This window comes from Arthrobacter sp. JDC6 (assembly GCF_056484025.1).
Map to the genome: position 1 here is coordinate 339,449 of NZ_CM151278.1, position 18,662 is coordinate 358,110.

The 18,662-nt window shown below is 66.5% G+C and carries 16 protein-coding genes; 7 read left to right on the forward strand and 9 right to left on the reverse strand.

Going from position 1 to position 18,662, the window contains the following annotated elements; genetic code table 11:
• Window positions 1-72 precede the first annotated feature (72 nt).
• On the reverse strand, window positions 73-327 hold the full coding sequence (locus tag ACV095_RS01530) for a hypothetical protein (RefSeq protein ID WP_018769990.1): 255 nt from the start codon (window positions 325-327) through the stop codon (window positions 73-75).
• Between the two features lie 224 nt (window positions 328-551).
• Here ACV095_RS01530 and ACV095_RS01535 point away from each other — a divergent pair, with 224 nt between their 5' ends.
• Window positions 552-1,256, forward strand: coding sequence for a TetR/AcrR family transcriptional regulator C-terminal domain-containing protein (locus ACV095_RS01535; protein WP_056391914.1), 705 nt, complete (start codon window positions 552-554; stop codon window positions 1,254-1,256).
• Window positions 1,257-1,294: 38 nt separating this feature from the next.
• On the opposite strand, the gene ACV095_RS01540 is transcribed toward ACV095_RS01535, so the two are convergent.
• Both ACV095_RS01540 and ACV095_RS01545 read right to left on the reverse strand, forming a co-directional pair.
• Window positions 1,295-1,759: a pyridoxamine 5'-phosphate oxidase family protein gene (locus ACV095_RS01540; protein WP_018769992.1), complete on the reverse strand. Its 465-nt coding sequence runs from the start codon at window positions 1,757-1,759 to the stop codon at window positions 1,295-1,297.
• A gap of 59 nt (window positions 1,760-1,818) precedes the next feature.
• Window positions 1,819-2,748: an aminodeoxychorismate lyase gene (locus ACV095_RS01545; protein ID WP_056391913.1), complete on the reverse strand. Its 930-nt coding sequence runs from the start codon at window positions 2,746-2,748 to the stop codon at window positions 1,819-1,821.
• Window positions 2,749-2,842: 94 nt separating this feature from the next.
• Between ACV095_RS01545 and cls the strand changes: the two genes are divergently transcribed.
• Complete coding sequence (gene cls, locus ACV095_RS01550) at window positions 2,843-4,318, forward strand: cardiolipin synthase (protein WP_026265885.1); 1,476 nt, start codon at window positions 2,843-2,845, stop codon at window positions 4,316-4,318.
• A gap of 26 nt (window positions 4,319-4,344) precedes the next feature.
• Here the strand turns inward: cls and pabB are convergent, their stop codons facing one another.
• From pabB to ACV095_RS01570, 4 genes are all read right to left on the reverse strand, one after another.
• Window positions 4,345-6,414 carry an aminodeoxychorismate synthase component I gene (pabB, locus tag ACV095_RS01555; protein WP_478222759.1) on the reverse strand — a complete coding sequence of 690 codons (2,070 nt, stop codon included), beginning with the start codon at window positions 6,412-6,414 and terminating at the stop codon, window positions 4,345-4,347.
• Window positions 6,415-6,755: 341 nt separating this feature from the next.
• Window positions 6,756-7,289 (reverse strand): low molecular weight protein-tyrosine-phosphatase, encoded by a 534-nt coding sequence (locus ACV095_RS01560; protein ID WP_134165020.1) that lies wholly within the window; start codon window positions 7,287-7,289, stop codon window positions 6,756-6,758.
• A gap of 134 nt (window positions 7,290-7,423) precedes the next feature.
• On the reverse strand, window positions 7,424-8,047 hold the full coding sequence (locus tag ACV095_RS01565; protein WP_018769997.1) for a LysE family transporter: 624 nt from the start codon (window positions 8,045-8,047) through the stop codon (window positions 7,424-7,426).
• A gap of 70 nt (window positions 8,048-8,117) precedes the next feature.
• Window positions 8,118-8,936 carry a methyltransferase domain-containing protein gene (locus ACV095_RS01570; protein ID WP_018769998.1) on the reverse strand — a complete coding sequence of 273 codons (819 nt, stop codon included), beginning with the start codon at window positions 8,934-8,936 and terminating at the stop codon, window positions 8,118-8,120.
• Between the two features lie 228 nt (window positions 8,937-9,164).
• Between ACV095_RS01570 and ACV095_RS01575 the strand changes: the two genes are divergently transcribed.
• Window positions 9,165-11,198, forward strand: coding sequence for a phytase (locus tag ACV095_RS01575; RefSeq protein ID WP_478222760.1), 2,034 nt, complete (start codon window positions 9,165-9,167; stop codon window positions 11,196-11,198).
• 90 nt (window positions 11,199-11,288) lie between these two features.
• Here ACV095_RS01575 and ACV095_RS01580 read toward each other — a convergent pair whose 3' ends face one another.
• Window positions 11,289-11,801, reverse strand: a complete 513-nt coding sequence (locus ACV095_RS01580) for a MarR family winged helix-turn-helix transcriptional regulator (RefSeq protein ID WP_051081386.1) — start codon at window positions 11,799-11,801, stop codon at window positions 11,289-11,291.
• Between the two features lie 185 nt (window positions 11,802-11,986).
• On the opposite strand from ACV095_RS01580, the gene ACV095_RS01585 reads away from it, so the two are divergent.
• Complete coding sequence (locus ACV095_RS01585) at window positions 11,987-14,188, forward strand: MMPL family transporter (protein ID WP_478222761.1); 2,202 nt, start codon at window positions 11,987-11,989, stop codon at window positions 14,186-14,188.
• Window positions 14,189-14,218: 30 nt separating this feature from the next.
• Here the strand turns inward: ACV095_RS01585 and ACV095_RS01590 are convergent, their stop codons facing one another.
• The gene (locus ACV095_RS01590; RefSeq protein WP_478222762.1) at window positions 14,219-15,148 is read right to left on the reverse strand and encodes an NAD-dependent epimerase/dehydratase family protein; all 930 of its coding nucleotides are present in this window, start codon (window positions 15,146-15,148) and stop codon (window positions 14,219-14,221) included.
• Window positions 15,149-15,273: 125 nt separating this feature from the next.
• Between ACV095_RS01590 and ACV095_RS01595 the strand changes: the two genes are divergently transcribed.
• The 3 genes from ACV095_RS01595 to dnaK all read left to right on the forward strand — a co-directional run bounded on the left by ACV095_RS01595 (window position 15,274) and on the right by dnaK (window position 18,662).
• Window positions 15,274-16,026, forward strand: a complete 753-nt coding sequence (locus ACV095_RS01595) for a TetR/AcrR family transcriptional regulator (protein WP_478222763.1) — start codon at window positions 15,274-15,276, stop codon at window positions 16,024-16,026.
• A gap of 90 nt (window positions 16,027-16,116) precedes the next feature.
• Window positions 16,117-16,551: a hypothetical protein gene (locus ACV095_RS01600; RefSeq protein ID WP_478222764.1), complete on the forward strand. Its 435-nt coding sequence runs from the start codon at window positions 16,117-16,119 to the stop codon at window positions 16,549-16,551.
• A 233-nt stretch (window positions 16,552-16,784) separates the two neighbouring features.
• Window positions 16,785-18,662 carry a molecular chaperone DnaK gene (gene dnaK, locus ACV095_RS01605; protein WP_018770004.1) on the forward strand — a complete coding sequence of 626 codons (1,878 nt, stop codon included), beginning with the start codon at window positions 16,785-16,787 and terminating at the stop codon, window positions 18,660-18,662.

Consider the following 18,662-nt stretch of genomic DNA (forward strand, 5'->3'; position numbering starts at 1 on the left):
GGCACGAGCGTGCCACAGCATTTGATCATGTACCACCCGGCTGCCCGGTGGCCTCTTACGAATCCGGGGGTCTCAGACCAGGCCCGGGTAGCTGGTCATGATGTAGTCCGCAGCGGCAGGACCCTTCATGCGCAGCCCGTTGCGGCGCGGCGGGATCCGGTGCTTCATGGCTGCCCAGAAGGTGGACTCGGTGCCGGCCGGCTGCTGGTTGAGGAAGCACCAGCTGGTGTACAGGCCGTAGAGGCGGTCGCGGTCCATGCTGGAACCAGCGGCGTGGTCGGGGTAGGTGGCTTCGTGGAGAAAAGTATCGAACTGCGAATGTGCCATGATGGCTTCCCTTCGCTAAGTGCTCGGCGCCGCCGTTCGGCTACAGCAGCAAGATTTGATGCCCTGCACATGGCCATCGAATCTATAGGTTGGGTCCCGTGAAAAGCATCTGGGGCCTCAGCGTCGTCAGCGCCTGTCTACGATGTAGACTTTACTCGTAGACTACAAGTAAGGCAACCGTCTCGATTAATCCGGGCCGCCACTTCCACCGCTAGGACAACACCATGAATCCCCCGCACGCTTCCGGCCGCACCCCCGCCAAGGCCAGGCTGAGCAGGGAGGTCGTGCTGGCCAAGGCCCTGGAACTGGTTGATGCCGAAGGACTGGATGCACTGACCATGCGCCGCCTGGGGCAGGAGCTTGGCCGGGACCCGATGAGCCTGTACCGCTACGCCGAGAACCGCGCCGCGCTGCTGGACGGGGTTTCTGAGCTGGTGCTCAACCAGCTTCCGATTCATCCGGAGGACCCGGATTGGAAAGCGCAGCTGCGGAGCATCGCCCACAACCTGCGGATGCTGGCGCTCAAGCATCCCAACGTTGTCCCCCTGCTGGTGACCCGGCCCCTCTCCACGCCGCTGGGCATGCGTCCGCTGGGCACGTTGCGGCCATTGGAGCAGATCCTGACCCTGCTGGTGGCGGCAGGATTCGAGCCGGCTGATGCGCTGCACGTCTACCGCGCCTACTACGGCTTCCTCTACGGGCACCTCCTGAACGAACTGCAGGAGTACGTGGTGGACCCGGAAGAGAACGAGGTGCTGCTGCGGCTGGGGCTCCACCGGCTGCCCGCGAAGGAATTCCCCCGGCTGCGTGCGCTGGCGCCGGCGTTGGCTGACTACGACGGCGCCAAGGAGCTTGACCAAGGGCTCACCATCCTGCTGTCCGGGCTGGAAGCCCAGCTTTCACGGCAGGCGGCAGGCTCCAGCGCCTGACGGAGCGGCCGTGTAAAGGCGTGGTCGTTGAGCGGCCGCTATTCGAATGACGCCCGGCGCCGGTCCTGGAGGCGGGTGTTCCAGACGTCCGGGCGGTTCACCTGGAACCTGCGTCCGGTCAGCGCCTTGGCGTTCAGCCTGACGTAGTTTGCCTTTTCGCCGGGCTGCCACGGCTCCAGGCCAAGGCTGTCCACCGCATCTTTGACGGCCTGGTCTTCGATGATCCCGGTATTGCCCCGCGCCACCACGCTCCAGGCCAGTTCGGTGGTGGGGTCGTAGCCGTCGATCTCCAGTGCGGCAGGGCGTTCCATTTTCGCGTCCCACAGTTTTGAGCCGGGTGCCGTGCGGAAGACGATGCTGCGCAGGTGGACAACGTAGTTCACGGGGAAGATTTCCGGATGTCCGTCCACCACGATGGCCAGCCTGCCCACCGTGTCGGTGTCAAGGAGTTCCCAGCAGTCGTCAAAGGACAGTTTTTCGATCGGCAGCTTGTGCGAGTCCATGGTGCACACCTTACGGGTGATGCCGGGGCGGGAAAAGGGCCGGCCCTGCCTGTTGCGGGCTAATGGATGCCGGCGAAAAGTCCGCTCAGTTCTGTGGTCAGTTCCTTTTGCACAGACGGGGTGCCGATCTCCCTGCCGTCAATCCGGTTCACGGGCGCCAGCAGGCGGACACTGGAGATCAGCCAGACCGCGTCTGCGTCCAGGAGGTCCTGTGGCACCAGCGGCCCGTAGCCCAGTTCCCAGCCCGCCGCCTTGGCGGCAGCAAAGAGAGCCCCCTGTGACGTTCCAGGCAGGATGCCGCTGTCCAGCTGTGGTGTGATGAGGCGCTTCACTGTTGTGCCGTCGTCGGACTTCTCCACATGCGCCAGCAGCACCGTGGAGGTGGGCCCTTCCAGGACCCGGCCATCGGAGGACGTGAAGATGACGTCGTCGGCGCCCTGTTTATGCGCGTGGCGCAGCGCTGCCATGTTGACGGCGTAGGAGAGCGTCTTGGCGCCCAGAAGCAGCCAGGGTGCCCGTTCGGCCACGTCACTGTCGTAGCCGCGGTCAAGGAGGATGACGTCGACGCCCGTTTCCCGCTGGCGGCGGGCGGCAGCTCCGGCCGGTGAGGCCTGGACCCAGGCGGTGGGGGCGGGCGCGCCTTCCACGCCGCGGGTCACCACCAGTTTGACCACCAGTTCATCTGCCGCCGGGTCTGCCGGCGGGTTCTCCGAACGGTGCCGGGCAACGGCAGCGGCAATGGCGCGCCGCCACACATCCTGGTCCGGGATGTCCAGGTCCAGCGCCGCGGCGGATCCGGCAAGCCGGTCCAGGTGGGCCTGCATCTTCCGCACCGTTCCCCCAACCGCCAGCATGGTTTCGAACACGCCGTCACCGCGCGTGACGCCAAGGTCCGTGACCAGCAGCTGGGGCTGGGAGGCATCCGCCACCCTGCCGTCGGGGAAGGCGGGGTCAAGGAAAACGAGAACCACGGGGGCTGGAGAGCTCATGGCACCAGCTTAGTGCGGCACCGCGGATAAGCTGGGCAGAGCGCCCCGGCCGGAAACCGTTCCCCGGGGCCCAACCTCCCCGGGAGTTATTGACGTGTTGTGGCCTTTTTCGCTTGCCGGCACCGCGCCGACGTGGGTTGTGGTGCTCCTGGGCTTCGCCGACCTTGTCATCAGGGTCCTGGCACTGGGCATCATCCCCGGCAACAGGCGGCCCACCACGGCGATGGCCTGGCTCCTGGGCATCTTCTTTATCCCATTCGTGGGCATCGCGCTGTTCCTGCTGTTTGGAAACTTCCAGCTGTCCAGCCGCCGCCGCGCCCAGCAGGAGCAGGTCAACGACCGGGTGCGGGCCGGCATCACCGCCCTCTCGGACGTGGACAGCGACTACCCCGGCCCCGAGTGGGTCAAATCCGCCGCCGAGCTCAACCGCACCCTGGGTTCGCTGCCCATGGTGGACAACAACTCCGTTGACCTCATCCCCGGCTACCCGGATTCCATCCTGGCCATGACCCACGCGGTGCGGAAGGCGAAGAAGTTCGTCAACGCCGAGTTCTACATCATGAGCTCCGACCACGTCACCAACGACCTGCTCACGGCCATGGAAGAGGCCGCCGAGCGGGGCGTGGAAGTGCGGCTCCTGTTCGACCACATCGGCACGCTGCGCATCAAGGGCTACCGGAAGCTGCTGAAGCGCCTGAGGGCCGGCAAGATCCAGTGGAAGCGGATGCTTCCCCTCCTGCCCATCCATGGCCAGTGGCGCCGGCCGGACCTGCGCAACCACCGCAAGATCATGGTGATCGACGGCGAAATCGCCTTCACGGGGTCGCAGAACCTGATCGAGCCCTCCTACAACAACCCGCGCCACCGCAAGGCCGGCCGCGAGTGGGTGGAGCTGATGGCGTGCCTGCGCGGGCCCATCGTGACCACCCTGAACGTCGTCTTCGCCACCGACTGGCTGAGCGAGACCGACGAATCCCTGGAACACCAGTTGCAGCTCCCCGCGAATCCGGAGCCCGGCCACGTCACGGCCCAGGTGGTGCCCAGCGGTCCCGGGTTCATCACGGAAAACAACCTCCGGCTCTTCAACACGCTCATCTACTCCGCGCAGCACCGGATCTCCATTTGCAGCCCCTATTTCGTTCCGGACGATTCACTGCTGTACGCCATCACCACCGCAGCGCAGCGCGGCGTCGACGTGGAGCTGTTCGTGTCCGAGAAGGGCGACCAGTTCCTGGTCCACCACGCCCAGCGCTCCTACTATGAGGCGCTCCTTGAAGCCGGCGTGCGGATCTACCTCTACAAGGCGCCGTTCGTGCTGCACGCCAAGCACTTCACCATCGACGACGAGGTGGCCGTCCTGGGCTCCAGCAACATGGACATGAGGTCCTTCTCGCTGAACCTCGAGGTCTCCGTGATGCTCCTGGGCGAGGACATCGTGAACAAGATGCGGGCGGTGGAGGACACCTACCGGGACATCTCCCATGAGCTGAAGCTGGCAGACTGGCTGAACCGGCCGCTCGCCGCGCGCTATGTGGACAACGTGGCCCGGCTGACGGCCACGGTGCAGTAGGACGGCCGTACCTCCCTAAACCCGGGTCAGTCTTCGGGAAACTCCGCCCCCAGGGTGGAGAGCACCCCGTAGGCCTTGGTGCGGATCTCCTCATATTCGTCGTCCGGGTCGGAGTCCGAGGTGATGGCACCGCCGACGCCGAGCGACAGTTCCGCGGTTCCGTCGCCAGCCGTGCTGACCACCAGGGTGCGGATGGCGACGGCGAGATCCGCCGCCGCGTTGAGCGAGAAGTAGCCGATGGCGCCTGAATAGATCCCCCGCGGCCCTGCCTCCAGGTCGTCAAGGATGGCCATGGTGCTGATCTTCGGAGCCCCCGTCATGGAGCCGGCCGGGAAGCAGGCCGCCACCGCCTCTGCCCGTGGTGCTCCGGGCAGGAGGTGGGCGTCGATGGTGCTGACCATCTGGTGGACGGTGGCGTAGCTCTCGATGGCGCAAAGCCTGCTGACCGTAACGGAGCCAGGCATGGCAAAGTGGCTGAGGTCGTTGCGCAGCAGGTCCACGATCATGATGTTCTCGGCCCTGTCCTTGACGGAGGTGGCCAGGTCCGTCCGCAGGCGGCTGTCCTCCTGCGGGTCGGCAGCCCGGCGCCGGGTGCCCTTGATCGGTTCGGCGCGCATTCCGCCGTCGGACCCTATCTTCAGGAACCGCTCGGGCGAGGTGCTGGCCACGGCAACGTTTCCCAGCCGGAGGTAACTGGCGAACGGGGCCGGGTTCCTGCTGCGGAGCGACAAGTAGGTGGCCCATGGATCCAGCGAGCCGGCCGGGACAGTGGCTTCGAGGGTGGTGGTCAGGCACACTTCGTAGGTGTTTCCCTGGGCGATCTGATGCTGTGCGGCGGCAATCTTCTCCCGGTACCGTTCCCCGGTGTCCCGGCTGCGGAAAGTGGGCGGTGTGGTGGGACGCACGACGCCGGTGCTGCCGCCGGCTTCCTGCGTTGGGTCCGCGGCGGCTTCCACGGCTGCCCGCGCCTCCACCAGCCACCCGCCGGCGTCCGGTGCCTCCAGGGCCAGGAGCCAGGCCGTGCCTTCGGCGTGGTCCAGGACCACCGCTCGGCCCGCGAAGATCAGGGCTGCGTCCGGCGTGGGCGCGGAAAGATCGCTGCCGCCGGTTTCGCGTTTCAGCTCATACCCCAGGCAGCCCAGCCAGCCCAGGGTGAATTCGCCGGGGTAGCCCTCGGGGGTCCGCACCGCCCGGCGCCCCCAGACGGTGTCGAGCCAGCGGAAGAAGGGGCCGGGAACGTTGGCAGTGGACGAGCCGGCGCTGATCCGGCTCACACCGCCACGGTGCGTGACGCACTGGCCGAATGTGCCGCCGTCGTCCGCCATGATGCTGAACCGGCTGCGCTCTGCGGCAGTCCGCTGTACAGGATCCGTGCTGTCCGGTCCGCTGCCTGTGTTGGAGGAGTCCAGCCAGACGGCGTTGCCAGAGCCGCCATACAGTGAGTGGAACAGGGTGGGTGCGTCCGGGGCGGCTTCAATGCGCTCGGCGTGAAGGCGAAGGCCGCGGCGGGCTGACAACTCGGGGGCGAGGACCGGAGCCAGGGCGGGCAGGTAGGGGAGGAGTTGGAGGAGGTCCGCGGGGGCTGAGCCGTCGGCGAGGTTCCGGACGCGGAGGTCCGCGTGGCCGGGGACGTCGTCGCGGCCCAGCCACTCTTGCTCCTGGGCTGCCCACAGGTCCCAGTACGGTTCATATGTTGCGCCGTCGCGCTCCAGTGCCCGGGTCCGCCGGACGTCGTCCGGGGATTCCGCCCAGATCACCGCGCCCAGCATGGGGCGGGCGGCCTCGGCGGCGGCCCCCACTCCCTCAACGATGACGATCTCCGCAGGCAGCGTCACCCGGGCGTCGCCGTCGTAGTGGTTAGCCCAGTCCCAGCTGGTCCAGGAGGCCGCCTGCCCCCGGCTCAGCGGGGTGAGGACCGTGGAGACGTAGCGTTCAATGCCCGCCGCCAGTCCGTCCCAGCCCGGGTAGATGTCCTCAAGGTGGAACAGCGAGACCTTGTGGTGCGCCCGGAGCCGGGCCGCGAGCTCGACGGCGAGGGTGGTCTTGCCTGCACCGGAGCGCCCGTCGATGGCGATGATGACGGGGGCTGGGCTCATGGACTAGAGCGTACCGTTTTCCGTTGCACCCTTTCACCCGCGGGGCAGTTGCTGCGCCGATGCGTGACGGCCGCTGCTCAGGTGGCCGCCCAGGAACCCGCTCACCAGCAGCAGGACAGCCCCTGCCCTCGCCAGGCGGCGTTGGCGCCGGCATGCACGATGCCTGCACGCTTCAGGGCGCGGTCCTTGCCGGGCCATGTCGCCCAGCCGGAGACTCTGCCTCTTCCAGTGTGGCGAGGAGCCGTGCGTACTTGCCGGATGTGCTGGGAAGGCCGTCCAGGCAGCAAGAAAATACTCCTGGTGCCGCTGGATTGCACCGTCTCTTGAAGAGTTTTTGGTGCCTAGTGCGGCTGCAGCTGGGTGTTCCGAAGGACCGCGGACCTGATGTGCTGGACCAGGCCGGGCAGGGCTGCATGGATCTGGTGCCAGACGGCGTCGAAATCCGCGTGGCCGCCGTACCAGGGGTCCTCGATGCCCTGATCCAGGCGGTCCCGCTCCGCCATGGTGGGATCGAAGCTGCGGAGCATCCGGATCTTGTCCAGGGATTCCTGGTCCGGCGCCGCCTCGGTGAGCCACGCGTAGTGGTCGATGTCCAGGGCCAGGATCAGGTCGCGCTCGCGGAACCACCCGGGTTCCCACTCGCGGGCCACGTGGTGGTCCGAGGCCAGCTGGGTTGCGGCGAGCCGGCGGGCGGCGCGGGGATCAATGGGCCGGCCCGCCTCGTAACCGGTGGTGCCGGCGGAGTCCACCTCCACCAGGCCGTCAAGGCCCTCGCGTTCAAGCGCTGCCTTGAGCATGAGCTCGGCCATGGGGGACCGGCAGATATTGCCCGTGCAGACGGTGATGACGCGATATGCGCTCGACGCTGAGTTCATGCCCTAAGCATGCGCGCTTCCGAACGCTCTTGGCTAGCCGCCTGTTCACAAAGTTTTACGGGTTTGTAAAGATGCATGACTAACGCCCGAATGGGTACGTCACACGCTGGTGCCGAGTTTGGCGGGTACCTGGTTCAGTGGATCAGGGCCAGCAGGATACCCACACCCACGAACAGGACACCGAACACCCTGCTGAGGACCATTTGGCCCTGTTCCGTGTTGGTGAAGCGCTGGAATGACCTGGCAGCCGCCGCAAAGAAGAACCACATCACCAGGATGTCGATGACAACGATTGTTGCCGTCAACACGGCGTACTGGGTGAACAGGGGCAGGTCGGGCCGGATGAACTGGGGAGTGAAGGCGAGGAAGAACACGATCGCCTTCGGGTTCAACAGATTGACCCAGAAGCCGCGCCGGAAAATGGACCACGCGGGTTCGTTGCGAAGGGCAGCTGCCTGCTCCTGGGCCACCGTGGGCTTGCTCAGGAACTGGCGGATGCCCAGGTACACCAGATAGGCCGCGCCCGCGTAACGGATCACGTTGAAGGCAAGGGGGGAACTGGCCACCAGCACCCCGACGCCCAGGGCCACGATCAGGACGTGCACCATCAGCGCAGCCTGCTGGCCCAGGATTCCCCAGATGGACCGGCGGAACCCCGCGTTCAGCGAGTTGCTCATGGTGTTGATGGCCCCGGCGCCCGGGGTGAAGCTGATCAGGGCGCCGGCACCTGCCAGGGCCAGCCAGAGGGAAAATTGCACTCAACAATCCTACGGTGGCAATTGGCTGCCCCTTTTTCAGTCCCTGTGCTGCTGTCTGGGCAACCAGGGATCAGGCCCGGGCGATGACCTCACCGTTCGGGATCAGGAACCATCCGTCGTCCGTGGAGCCCCAGCGGTGCCAGCCTGCAGAGATACGGGCAAGGTCGGCCGGGTTGGCAAACCCGTACTCCAGCGCCTGCTCGGCGAAGGCTGAGTGGAGCACCCGCTCACCCCAGACGCGCGCCTGCCAGCGCCGCTGCTGCGAGGTGGCGTAAAGCCAGTTGCTGCTGGTGGGGGCGACGTCGGTGAATCCCGCAGCCTGTGCCCAGCTGACCAGCCGCCGCCCGGCATCGGGTTCTGCACCGTTCCGGCGGGCAATCCGCTGGTACAGGTCCATCCACTCGTCCAGTTCCGGAATGGCGGGGTACCAGCTCATGCCGTGGAAGTCGGCGTCGCGCACTGCCACGATGCCGCCGGGCTTGGCCACCCTCCGCATCTCCCTGAGGGCCTCAACGGGATCGGTCAGGTGCTGGAGCACCTGGTGGGCATGGACGACGTCGAACGTTTCGTCGGCGAAGTCGAGGTCGTAGATGTTGCCGGCAACGAATTCAACGTTGGGTACTTCCCGCTCGGTGGCGAGGGCCTGCGCCTGGGCGATGATGTCAGGTGAGCGGTCCAGGCCCGTGACCTTGCCGGGGCTGACCAGGGCGGCGAAGTCGCAGGTGATGGTGCCGGGGCCGCAGCCCACGTCGAGCAGCGACTTACCAGGCGTGAGGTGCGGGAGGACAAACGCCGCGGAGTTTTCGGCGGTACGGGCGGCATGGGCGCGGACCACCGATTCGTGGTGGCCGTGCGTGTAAACGTCGTCTTCAGGCTGCTGCGCACTCATAACCAAACGCTACCCCCAACCTGCATTGCATGAGCGGACGCCCGGTCCGCGTCATGCAGCCCCCGGAAGGCGGGCCCGAAGGTATGGGTGCTATCCCCGTATCCCCCTGCCTGCGGCCGGGAATACGATGGCCCTCCAGCCGGCGCCGGGCTCCTGACCTCGCTGGACGTTCCATGACACCGCCGTTGCCGCCGAACAGGTGCGGCAACCAGTATTGGGGAGGCAAGAGTGACGCTCAAATCGAGGTTGGCTGCCGCATTGACGGTGGGCGGACTGCTGTCCGGACTGCTCGCGGGACTGGGTGCCCCGGCGGCAAACGCGGCCGTGGCGCAGGTGAATGCGACGGTGGAAACTGCCCCAATGCACGGAACGGGGGACGCTGCGGACGACGCAGCGATCTGGATCCATCCCACCGACCCGTCGAAGAGCACCATCATCGGCACGGACAAGAGCACGGATGGCCACGGTCTGGTGGTCTATGACCTGTCGGGCCGGGAACTGTTCTATTACCCCGACGGGCGGATGAACAATGTGGACGTCCGTTACAACTTCCCCCTCGGCAGCAGCCGAGTGGGCCTGGTGGGTGTCAGCAACCGGGTCCGGAGCCTTGACTTCTACAAGGTCAACGAGGCCGACCGTTCGCTCACCAAGGTGGGCAGCTTTGCGCCGACCTCCAACATCGCCACACCCCGCGGGTTCTCTTTCTATCACTCGCCGGACACCGGCAAGTACTTTGCCTACGTCACTGACGTTGGCAAGGTCGAGCAGTGGGAGCTTGACGGCTCCACCGGATCGGTCACCGGCAAGCTCGTGCGCAGCTGGACCGTAAGCGGCCCCGCCCACACCGAGGGCCTGGTGGCCGATGACGAGATGAAACGGCTCTACATTGCGCAGGAGGATATCGGCGGAATCTGGCGGTACGGGGCTGAACCCGGGGATTCAACCGCGGGGACGAAGGTTGTCAGCACCACCGAGAACGGCGGGGACATCGTCCAGGACATCAAGGGCATCAGCATCTACTACGGCAGCGGGGGCGCCGGCTACCTGCTGGCAGCAAGCCAGGGCTCCAACCGGTTCCACGTCTACTCCCGCGACGACAACCGGCCATTGGGGGCCTTCGCCATCCCGGCCGGTAACGGAATCGATGCTGTCACGGGCATGGACGGCATAGACGTCACCAACTTCGGGGTTGGGGGCCCGTTCCCCCAGGGTTTCTTTGTCACCCAGGACACCAGCAACGACACCGGCAAGCAGAACTTCAAGCTCGTACCATGGCAGTCCATCGCAGCCGCCTACGTACCTGCCCTGCTCGTCGATGCGGCCTACGACCCCCGGAAGATCGGGGCCGGCACCTCCACTCCGCCTCCGCCGGGGGACACCACGCCGCCCGAGACAACCATCACTTCCGGACCGCCCGCGACAACGACGTCGACCAGTGCCTCCTTCGCATTCACCTCGAGTGAGGCCAATTCAACCTTCCAGTGCAGCCTGGACGGGGCGGCGCGGACAGCGTGCACCTCGCCACAGACGTACTCAGGACTGGCGGTTGCATCGCATAACTTCAGCGTGTGGGCCACCGACGCCGCCGGCAATACGGACGCCACGGCGGCCACGCAGGCCTGGAGCGTCACCTCCGGCAACACCGGCGGCGGCGGCACCATCGTCCGCGAGTCAGTGAGCCAGGCCGTGAACACCACGGCAACCACCACCCTCAGGATCCCCAAGCCGGCCAATGTCGCCCAGGGCGACCTGCTGGTCAGCTGCGTGTCCCTCACGGGCGGTACCATCGCAACGTCAGGTGTCCCCGCCGGGTGGACAGTGCTGGCATCGGTGACCAATATCGCGAACCCCAAGGTCTACGGCTACTACAAAGTCGCCATCGGGACCGAGCCGGCGGATTATGCCTGGACCACCTCTTCGACGACGAGCGGGGGAGGCATCGCCAGGTATTCCGGCGCCTCAGGGCCCGACACCGCTGCCACGTCCGGCTCGGGCGCGGCGGCATCGTCGGGAACCATTCCAGCGGTGGCCACCACGGCCGCGAACGCGATGCTTGTGGGATGCATGAGCGTCAACTCAAGCTCCGTGACCCTGACTTCGCCGGCCGGGATGTCCCAGGCAGTGGAAACCGGTGCGCGCCGCTTCGAAGTTGCGGATGGCATCCAGGCGGCAGCGGGGCCAAGCGGGGCGAAGACGTGGAACTTCAGTGCGGCCCGCGAGTGGGCCGGGTGGCTGGTGGCGCTTCGACCCAAGGCGCCTTAGTCCCCGGGCGCCGCCCTGATTGGGGGAAGCAGGAAGGGCCGTCTTCGGACATCCGAAACGGCCCTTTCCTGAGCCTTCCGGGAATGTCACCTAGCTATCGGCGGACTCGCTCCGGGCAGCCACCGTGGCCTCCACCATTGCGGTCATGAAGCGTGTGACTGTTTCCAGCTCGTCTTGCGAGAAGTCCGCCATGGCGCTGCCCATGTGCTGGGCCAGGGGAGCGAAGACAGCGCCCCCGTCCTGGAAGGCCTTGGGGGTCATCTTCAGCTGGACCTGGCGCCGGTCCGTGCTGTTCCGCTCGCGCACGATATGCCCCGAGTGGTCCAGTCGGTCGATGAGGGCGGTGGTGGCAGGCGAGCTCAGGTTCAGCTCTTTGCGCAGGACCCCGGGCGTCACCACGCTCCCGGCGGCCGTGTGCCGCATGATGACGGCGAGGGCATTCATGTCCGTGCGGTGCATGTCCTTCCTGCCGCCGGCGACATCCACATAGCGGTTGGCCTCCATGGTGAACTCCTGCAGGAGGCGGATCAGCGGGTGTGGCGGACCACCGGGAGGGCCGCCGGATGGTCCTGGTGCCGCGCCAGCTGACGTCTTGCGTGCCATGCCCACCTCCCTGCCTTCCTGGTTCCACGCCCACACTTCCGTCCGGCCGTACTGACGGATATTACTGCAGGCCCGGCATTCGTCCCCTACCTGCCGAAAAAAGCTTGGCAGCCACTTATCTCTATGGTGGAGATAATCTATGCTGGAACAAATACTACTCCGCCCGCTTATCGATGGAAGGCGCCATGAACCGCAATAAAGTTGCCAAGGAGCGAGTCCCTTTCTGGCTGCGCTGGCTGGTCCCTGTCGTCCTGGTGCTGATCTGGCTGGGTCTCGCCGGGGTCGGCGGCCCCACCTTCGGCCGGTTGGAGGAGGTCTCCTCCAACGACCAGGCGTCATTCCTGCCCGCCAGCGCCGAGGCCACCGAGGCGCAGGACTGGCAGGCAAAGTTCCGGGACTCGGATGAGGTCCCGGGGATCATCGTCATCGAGAAAAGCGAGGCTTTCACTCCCGCCCAGCTGGGGGAGCTGGCCACGCTCAAGACCAGCCTTGAAGACCTCAAACTGGGCAGCACGGTGATCGGCCCGATTCCCTCCAAGGACGCCAAGGCGGTGCAGTTCGTGGTCCCGGTGGGGTCCTCGGTTGAGCTCAAGGATGCGGTCAAGGAACTCCGCGGGACTGTCACAGAAGCGGCCCCGGCAGGTGCCCAGACCTTCGTGACCGGCCCCGCCGGCCTTGCCGCCGACCTCACCGCAGCCTTCGGCGGCATTGACGGCATCCTCCTGCTGGTGGCCTTGTCCGCGGTGTTCGTCATCCTCCTCATCGTTTACCGGTCCCTGCTGCTGCCCATCACGGTGCTGCTGACCTCCGTGTTTGCCCTGTGCGCAGCAATCCTGCTGGTGTTCGGCATGGCCAAAGCCGGCTGGATCCAGCTCAACGGCCAAAGCCAGGGCATCCTCTCCATCCTGGTAATCGGTGCGGCCACGGACTACGCCCTGCTGTTCGTGGCACGCTTCCGGGAAGCGCTCACCCACACCACCAACCGCACCGCGGCTGTCCTGAACGCCTGGAAGGCGTCCTTCGAGCCCATCCTGGCGTCCGGCGCCACCGTGATCATCGCGCTGCTGTGCCTGCTCTTCTCCGACCTGAACTCCAACAAGGCGCTGGGACCGGTGGCGGCCGCAGGCATCCTGTGTGCCCTGTTCGCAGCGCTGACCCTGCTGCCCGCGCTGATGGCCCTGCTGGGCCGGGCAGCCTTCTGGCCGTTCCGTCCCAAGCTCCTCCCTGCAGACCAGCGTGAACCCGAACTGGTTACGGGCCTGGAAGGCCAGAAGGGGCTGTGGCGTGCCACCGGTTCGCTGGTAGCGCGGCGGCCCAGGACCGTCTGGGTGGCTTCGGTCCTCCTGCTGCTGGTTGCGGCAGGCGGCCTGTTCCAGCTGAAGGCCAACGGCGTACCGCAGACCGACGTCATCCTCACCGCCTCCAACGCCGTCGACGGCCAGGACGCACTGGCCCGCCATTTCGACGCCGGCAGCGGGAGCCCCGCCGTCGTGATTGCTGACCAGGCCAAGGCCGCCGAGGTGCTGGACCGCGTGAAAGCGGACGACGGCGTGGGCGAGGCCTACCTGCTGGGACCGGGCAGCGTCCCCATCACCGGAGCCCCCGGGGCTCCCAGCGCCCCGGACGTCCGCGAAGGAAAGGTGATCATCAACGCCACCCTCAACGACGCGGCGGACTCGCTGGAAGCGGAGGAAACCGTCAAGGCGCTGCGGGCCGGAGTGAAGGCCGTCGATCCCGACGCCCTGGTGGGCGGCGTCACCGCTACGGCGCTGGACACCAACACCACCGCCCAGCACGACCTGGTGGTCATCATTCCGGTGGTCCTGGTGGTGATCCTCTTCATCCTGATGCTGCTGCTGCGCTCGATCGTGGCCCCGGTCCTGCTGGTGCTCTCCGTGGTGCTTTCCTACGCGGCGGCGCTCGGTGTGTCGGCCTTTGTCTTCAACAACATCCTTGGCTTCCCGGGCGCGGATGCGACGGTTCCGCTGTTTGGCTTCGTGTTCCTGGTGGCCCTGGGCGTGGACTACAACATCTTCCTGATGAGCCGGGTCCGTGAAGAGTCGCTCAAGCACGGCACCCGGCCCGGCATACTCCGTGGCCTGGTGGTGACCGGAGGGGTCATCACCTCCGCGGGCGTGGTGCTCGCGGCCACATTTGCAGCGCTTGGCGTCATTCCCATCATGTTCCTGGTGCAGCTGGCGTTCATAGTGGCGTTCGGTGTGCTGCTGGACACCGTCCTGGTGCGCTCGCTGCTGGTGCCGGCCCTGGCCTACGACATCGGACCGAAGATCTGGTGGCCCAGCAAGCTGGGGCGCGCGGACGGCGGGAATGCAGCCCGGCCGCGGGAGCCCGGCGTCGAGCCGTTGGAAGAAGTGCCCAGCCGCTGACCCTGCGCCAAAGCGCTAAACCTCGGAGCACTAACCCTGCTGCCGCCACCAGTCCACGGTGGCGGCAGCAGCCGTTTCCAGCGGAGTCGGACCGACTTCCAGGGCAGCCTGGGACGCGGCCGAGTCCATGATGAACGGCCGCTCAAACTGGTACAGCATCTCGGCCAGCTCGCGGGCGTCGGTTGAGAGCATCCCGGCGGTGCGGAGGGTCCAGCCGGGCAGGGCGCGCACCTTGGGCGCCGGCCGTCCTGCCGCGGCGGCGAAGGCGTGGGCCAGCTCCATCTGGGTAAGGGCCGGACCCGTGGGGGCGTGCCATATGGCATTCCAGGCGGAGGGCCTGTCCGCCGCCGCGATCATCGCCGTGGCCAGGTCCGGGACGTACGTGAACGAGTGCGGCTGCCGTGAGCTGCCCACCACGCTGACGTTCTTCCCCGCCAGGATGGGCACCACCATGCGCTCCCCGCCGTGCGCCATCCGGACGCGGGGACCAAAAAAGTCGCCTGCCACCACGCTCACCGTTGGCGTTGTGGCGGCCTCGCGGGCCCGGAGCAGCTCCGTCCGCACCCCGCGTTTGCCGCCCGCAGCGTGGCGCGGGCTGCCCTCCGTCATCACGCTGTCCGGCTCGCTGTAGGAGTAGAGGCTTTCCGGGAATACGACGACGGCACCCGCTTGGTGCGCCGCAGTGAGGACCGCCTGCTCGGCGGCGGGAAGCTCCGCCCGCCATGCCGCGGCGGTGTACGCCGAGCCGTGAATGCAGTGGAAGACGGCCCGGGCGCCGGCCAGGGCTGATCGCAGAACCTCGGGATCCTTCGCATCACCGGCGATGAGCTCGATTAGCGGGTGCTGTGGTCCGATGCCCGACCGCGTGAGGACGCGCACCTGCCGTCCCAGGTCTGCCAACTGTTCGGCCACCGTCCACCCCACCGGTCCCGCTCCGGTTACTACGTACACATCTGCCATTATGGCCTCCTTGTTCCTTTTCCGAGAGCACCGCTCTCGGAAAAAGCATGACCCCATAAGCCGGCTAAGTCAAGAGCGGTGCTCTCTTTTGATTCCGGCGCTCTCGTTTATGGCATGCTGGACCCGTGACTGACGTCGAAAAAACAGCCGGCACTGTTGTCCGCCCCCTCACCCCGCGGCAACGGGCAAGGGCGCAAACCGTGGCGGATATCGTCCGCCTGGGGCGGCAGCACCTGGCAACGCACGGTGCGGCCGCTCTCTCCCTGCGGGCGGTGGCGAGGGACCTCGGGGTGGTGTCCTCCGCGGTCTACCGCTATGTGGAGAGCCGGGACGAGCTCCTGACCTTGTTGCTGATAGACGCCTTCGGCGAGCTTGGGGACGCGGTGGACGCCGCCGTCGCCCAAGCGCCGGAGGATGACCACGCTGCCCGCTTCCGGGCGCTGGGCCGCGCGGTCCGGGAATGGGCCCTGCGCGAGCCTGCCAGCTACGCGCTCCTTTTTGGCAGCCCCGTGCCCGGCTACAGCGCCCCGGCGGAGCGCACGACGGGCCCGGGCACCAGGGTGATCGTCAGCCTCATCGGCATCCTGGATGCAGCTTCCCGGGCAGGGCAGCTGGCAGTTCCGGCCGAAGGCGCACCACAACTGCCGCCAACCCTGGGCAGGGACCTTGCCGCCATCCGTTCCGAGTTTGGCCTGGACCTTCCGGAGGAACTGGTGGCGAGGGGTGTCCTGGTGTGGAGCTCCCTCTTTGGTGCTGTCAGCTTCGAGGTGTTCAACCAGTACGGGCCGGATACCTTCCATGCGCCCGCTGACCTCTTCGACCATCACCTCGCCGTCCTGGCAGGCATCGCCGGCCTGCCGGCAGGGGCCTCCCGATAGGTGCCGGCGAAGCCCTGTTGGTGCGCGCGGGCCGTCGATAGACTGCCAGTGCGCCCGCATGGACGCGGAGCCTCGAAGGAGAGATGCACCATGACCGAGAACCCTGAAGTTGCAGCCGAGGAGCCCCGCAAGGGAAGCAGCGCACCCGGACTGGAGGGTGAGGGCGGGCAGTACGTGGATGGTGACTATGGCGATGCCGGAGCCGTGGAAAGGCCGGCGGGCGAACGGGACGACCAGTATCCGGAAGGCAACTACGGCGATGCCGGAACGGTTGGGGCCCCTGCCGGAGGTGCGGGCGAAGGCGGGCAATACGTGGACGCGGACCATGGCGCCGGCGGTACCGTCAACGGGCCCGGGCGGGACCTTGCCGACGGCGAATACGAGGAAGGCGACTACGGGGAGGCCGGCACAGCCGGCGGTGCCCGAACAGAGGAGGCCGTCCGCGAAGGGCTTACCGACCGCCAGGTCCAGGCGACGGCGGAAGAGCGCGGCCCGCTGCACGGCGACCGGGACACGGAGCGCTGAGTGGCCCGGCGCCGCGTTCTCCTAAAGCGAACCCGCCTTCCGGCGTCGTAATTCTGCGCGCAGAAGCCCGGAAATCCAAGGAATACCGCGGCTGTTATCCGGTGCGGCATCCAAAGTTGAGCGGACTGCACTCAACCTTGGATTGACATCGGTGGCGCCCTGAGTAAAGTTGAGTGCAGAACGCTCAACGCTTAGGGCGCCAACCAGTTTCCAAGGAAAGAAGGAAGCAACACATGTCACGTGCAGTAGGTATCGACCTCGGAACCACCAACTCCGTCGTCTCCGTTCTCGAAGGTGGCGAGCCCACCGTTATTGCCAACGCCGAGGGTGGCCGCACCACGCCGTCGGTCGTTGCATTCTCCAAGTCCGGCGAGGTCCTGGTTGGCGAAATCGCCAAGCGCCAGGCCGTCAACAACATCGAGCGCACCATCGCTTCAGTCAAGCGCCACATGGGCACCGACTGGAAGGTGGACATCGACGCCAAGAAGTACACCCCGCAGGAAATTTCCGCGCGTATCCTCATGAAGCTGAAGAACGACGCCGAGTCCTACCTGGGTGAAAAGGTCACCGACGCCGTCATCACCGTCCCGGCCTACTTCAACGACGCCGAGCGCCAGGCCACCAAGGAAGCCGGCGAAATCGCAGGCCTGAACGTCCTGCGCATCGTCAACGAGCCCACCGCCGCGGCACTGGCCTACGGCCTGGACAAGGGCAAGGAAGACGAACTCATCCTGGTCTTCGACCTCGGTGGCGGCACCTTCGACGTCTCCCTGCTGGAAGTCGGCAAGGACGAAGACAACTTCTCCACCATCCAGGTCCGCGCCACCGCCGGTGACAACCGCCTGGGCGGCGACGACTGGGACCAGCGCGTCGTTGACTACCTGCTGAACCAGCTCAAGGTGAAGGGCATCGACCTCTCCAAGGACAAGATCGCCCTTCAGCGCCTCCGCGAAGCAGCTGAGCAGGCCAAGAAGGAACTCTCCTCCTCCACCAGCACCAACGTCTCGCTCCAGTACCTCTCCGTCACCCCCGACGGCCCGGTCCACCTGGACGAGCAGCTGACCCGCGCCAAGTTCCAGGACCTCACCAAGGACCTGCTGGAGCGCACCAAGAAGCCGTTCCACGACGTCATCAAGGAAGCCGGCATCAAGCTCTCCGACATCAACCACATCGTGCTGGTGGGCGGTTCAACCCGTATGCCCGCCGTCTACGACCTCGTGAAGGAACTGGCCGGCGGCAAGGAGCCCAACAAGGGCGTGAACCCGGACGAGGTCGTCGCAGTCGGCGCAGCCCTGCAGGCCGGCGTGCTGAAGGGTGAGCGCAAGGACGTCCTCCTGATCGACGTCACCCCGCTGTCCCTCGGCATCGAAACCAAGGGTGGCGTGATGACGCACCTGATCGAGCGCAACACCGCCATCCCCACCAAGCGGTCCGAGACCTTTACCACGGCGGATGACAACCAGCCGTCCGTGGCCATCCAGGTCTTCCAGGGCGAGCGCGAGTTCACCCGCGACAACAAGCCGCTGGGCACGTTCGAACTCACCGGCATCGCCCCGGCACCGCGCGGTATTCCGCAGATCGAGGTCACCTTCGACATCGACGCGAACGGCATCGTGCACGTCTCCGCCAAGGACAAGGGCACTGGCAAGGAGCAGTCCATGACCATCACCGGTGGCTCCAGCCTCTCCAAGGAAGACATCGACCGGATGGTCCGCGACGCCGAGGAGCACGCAGCCGAGGACAAGGCGCGCCGCGAGGCAACCGACACCCGCAACACGGCCGAGCAGCTTGCCTACTCCGTGGACAAGCTGATCGCCGACAACGCGGACAAGCTGCCCGAAGAGGTCAAGACCGAGGTCCAGGCCGACGTCGACAGCCTCAAGAAGGCCCTTGAAGGCACCGACGACGCCGCTGTGAAGTCCGCGTTCGAGAAGCTGCAGGCTTCCCAGACCAAGCTGGGCGAGGCCATCTACGCCCAGGCCGGTTCGCCGGACGGCGCAGGCGCTGCAGGTGCTGCAGGTGCTGAAGGTGCCGCCGGAGCTTCGGCAGGTTCCAAGGACGAGGACATCGTCGACGCCGAAATCATCGACGAAGACGAAGCGAAGAAGTAA

Bases quoted from the DNA above. Each gene is read 5' to 3' on its own strand.
- dnaK (WP_018770004.1), top strand. From the start codon at position 16,785: ATGTCACGTGCAGTAGGTATCGACCTCGGAACCACCAACTCCGTCGTC.
- ACV095_RS01590 (WP_478222762.1), bottom strand. From the start codon at position 15,148: ATGGCAGATGTGTACGTAGTAACCGGAGCGGGACCGGTGGGGTGGACG.
- ACV095_RS01535 (WP_056391914.1), top strand. From the start codon at position 552: ATGAATCCCCCGCACGCTTCCGGCCGCACCCCCGCCAAGGCCAGGCTG.
- ACV095_RS01580 (WP_051081386.1), bottom strand. From the start codon at position 11,801: ATGGCACGCAAGACGTCAGCTGGCGCGGCACCAGGACCATCCGGCGGC.
- ACV095_RS01545 (WP_056391913.1), bottom strand. From the start codon at position 2,748: ATGAGCTCTCCAGCCCCCGTGGTTCTCGTTTTCCTTGACCCCGCCTTC.
- ACV095_RS01570 (WP_018769998.1), bottom strand. From the start codon at position 8,936: ATGAGTGCGCAGCAGCCTGAAGACGACGTTTACACGCACGGCCACCAC.
- ACV095_RS01600 (WP_478222764.1), top strand. From the start codon at position 16,117: ATGACCGAGAACCCTGAAGTTGCAGCCGAGGAGCCCCGCAAGGGAAGC.
- pabB (WP_478222759.1), bottom strand. From the start codon at position 6,414: ATGAGCCCAGCCCCCGTCATCATCGCCATCGACGGGCGCTCCGGTGCA.
- ACV095_RS01530 (WP_018769990.1), bottom strand. From the start codon at position 327: ATGGCACATTCGCAGTTCGATACTTTTCTCCACGAAGCCACCTACCCC.
- ACV095_RS01540 (WP_018769992.1), bottom strand. From the start codon at position 1,759: ATGGACTCGCACAAGCTGCCGATCGAAAAACTGTCCTTTGACGACTGC.
- ACV095_RS01560 (WP_134165020.1), bottom strand. From the start codon at position 7,289: ATGAACTCAGCGTCGAGCGCATATCGCGTCATCACCGTCTGCACGGGC.
- ACV095_RS01585 (WP_478222761.1), top strand. From the start codon at position 11,987: ATGAACCGCAATAAAGTTGCCAAGGAGCGAGTCCCTTTCTGGCTGCGC.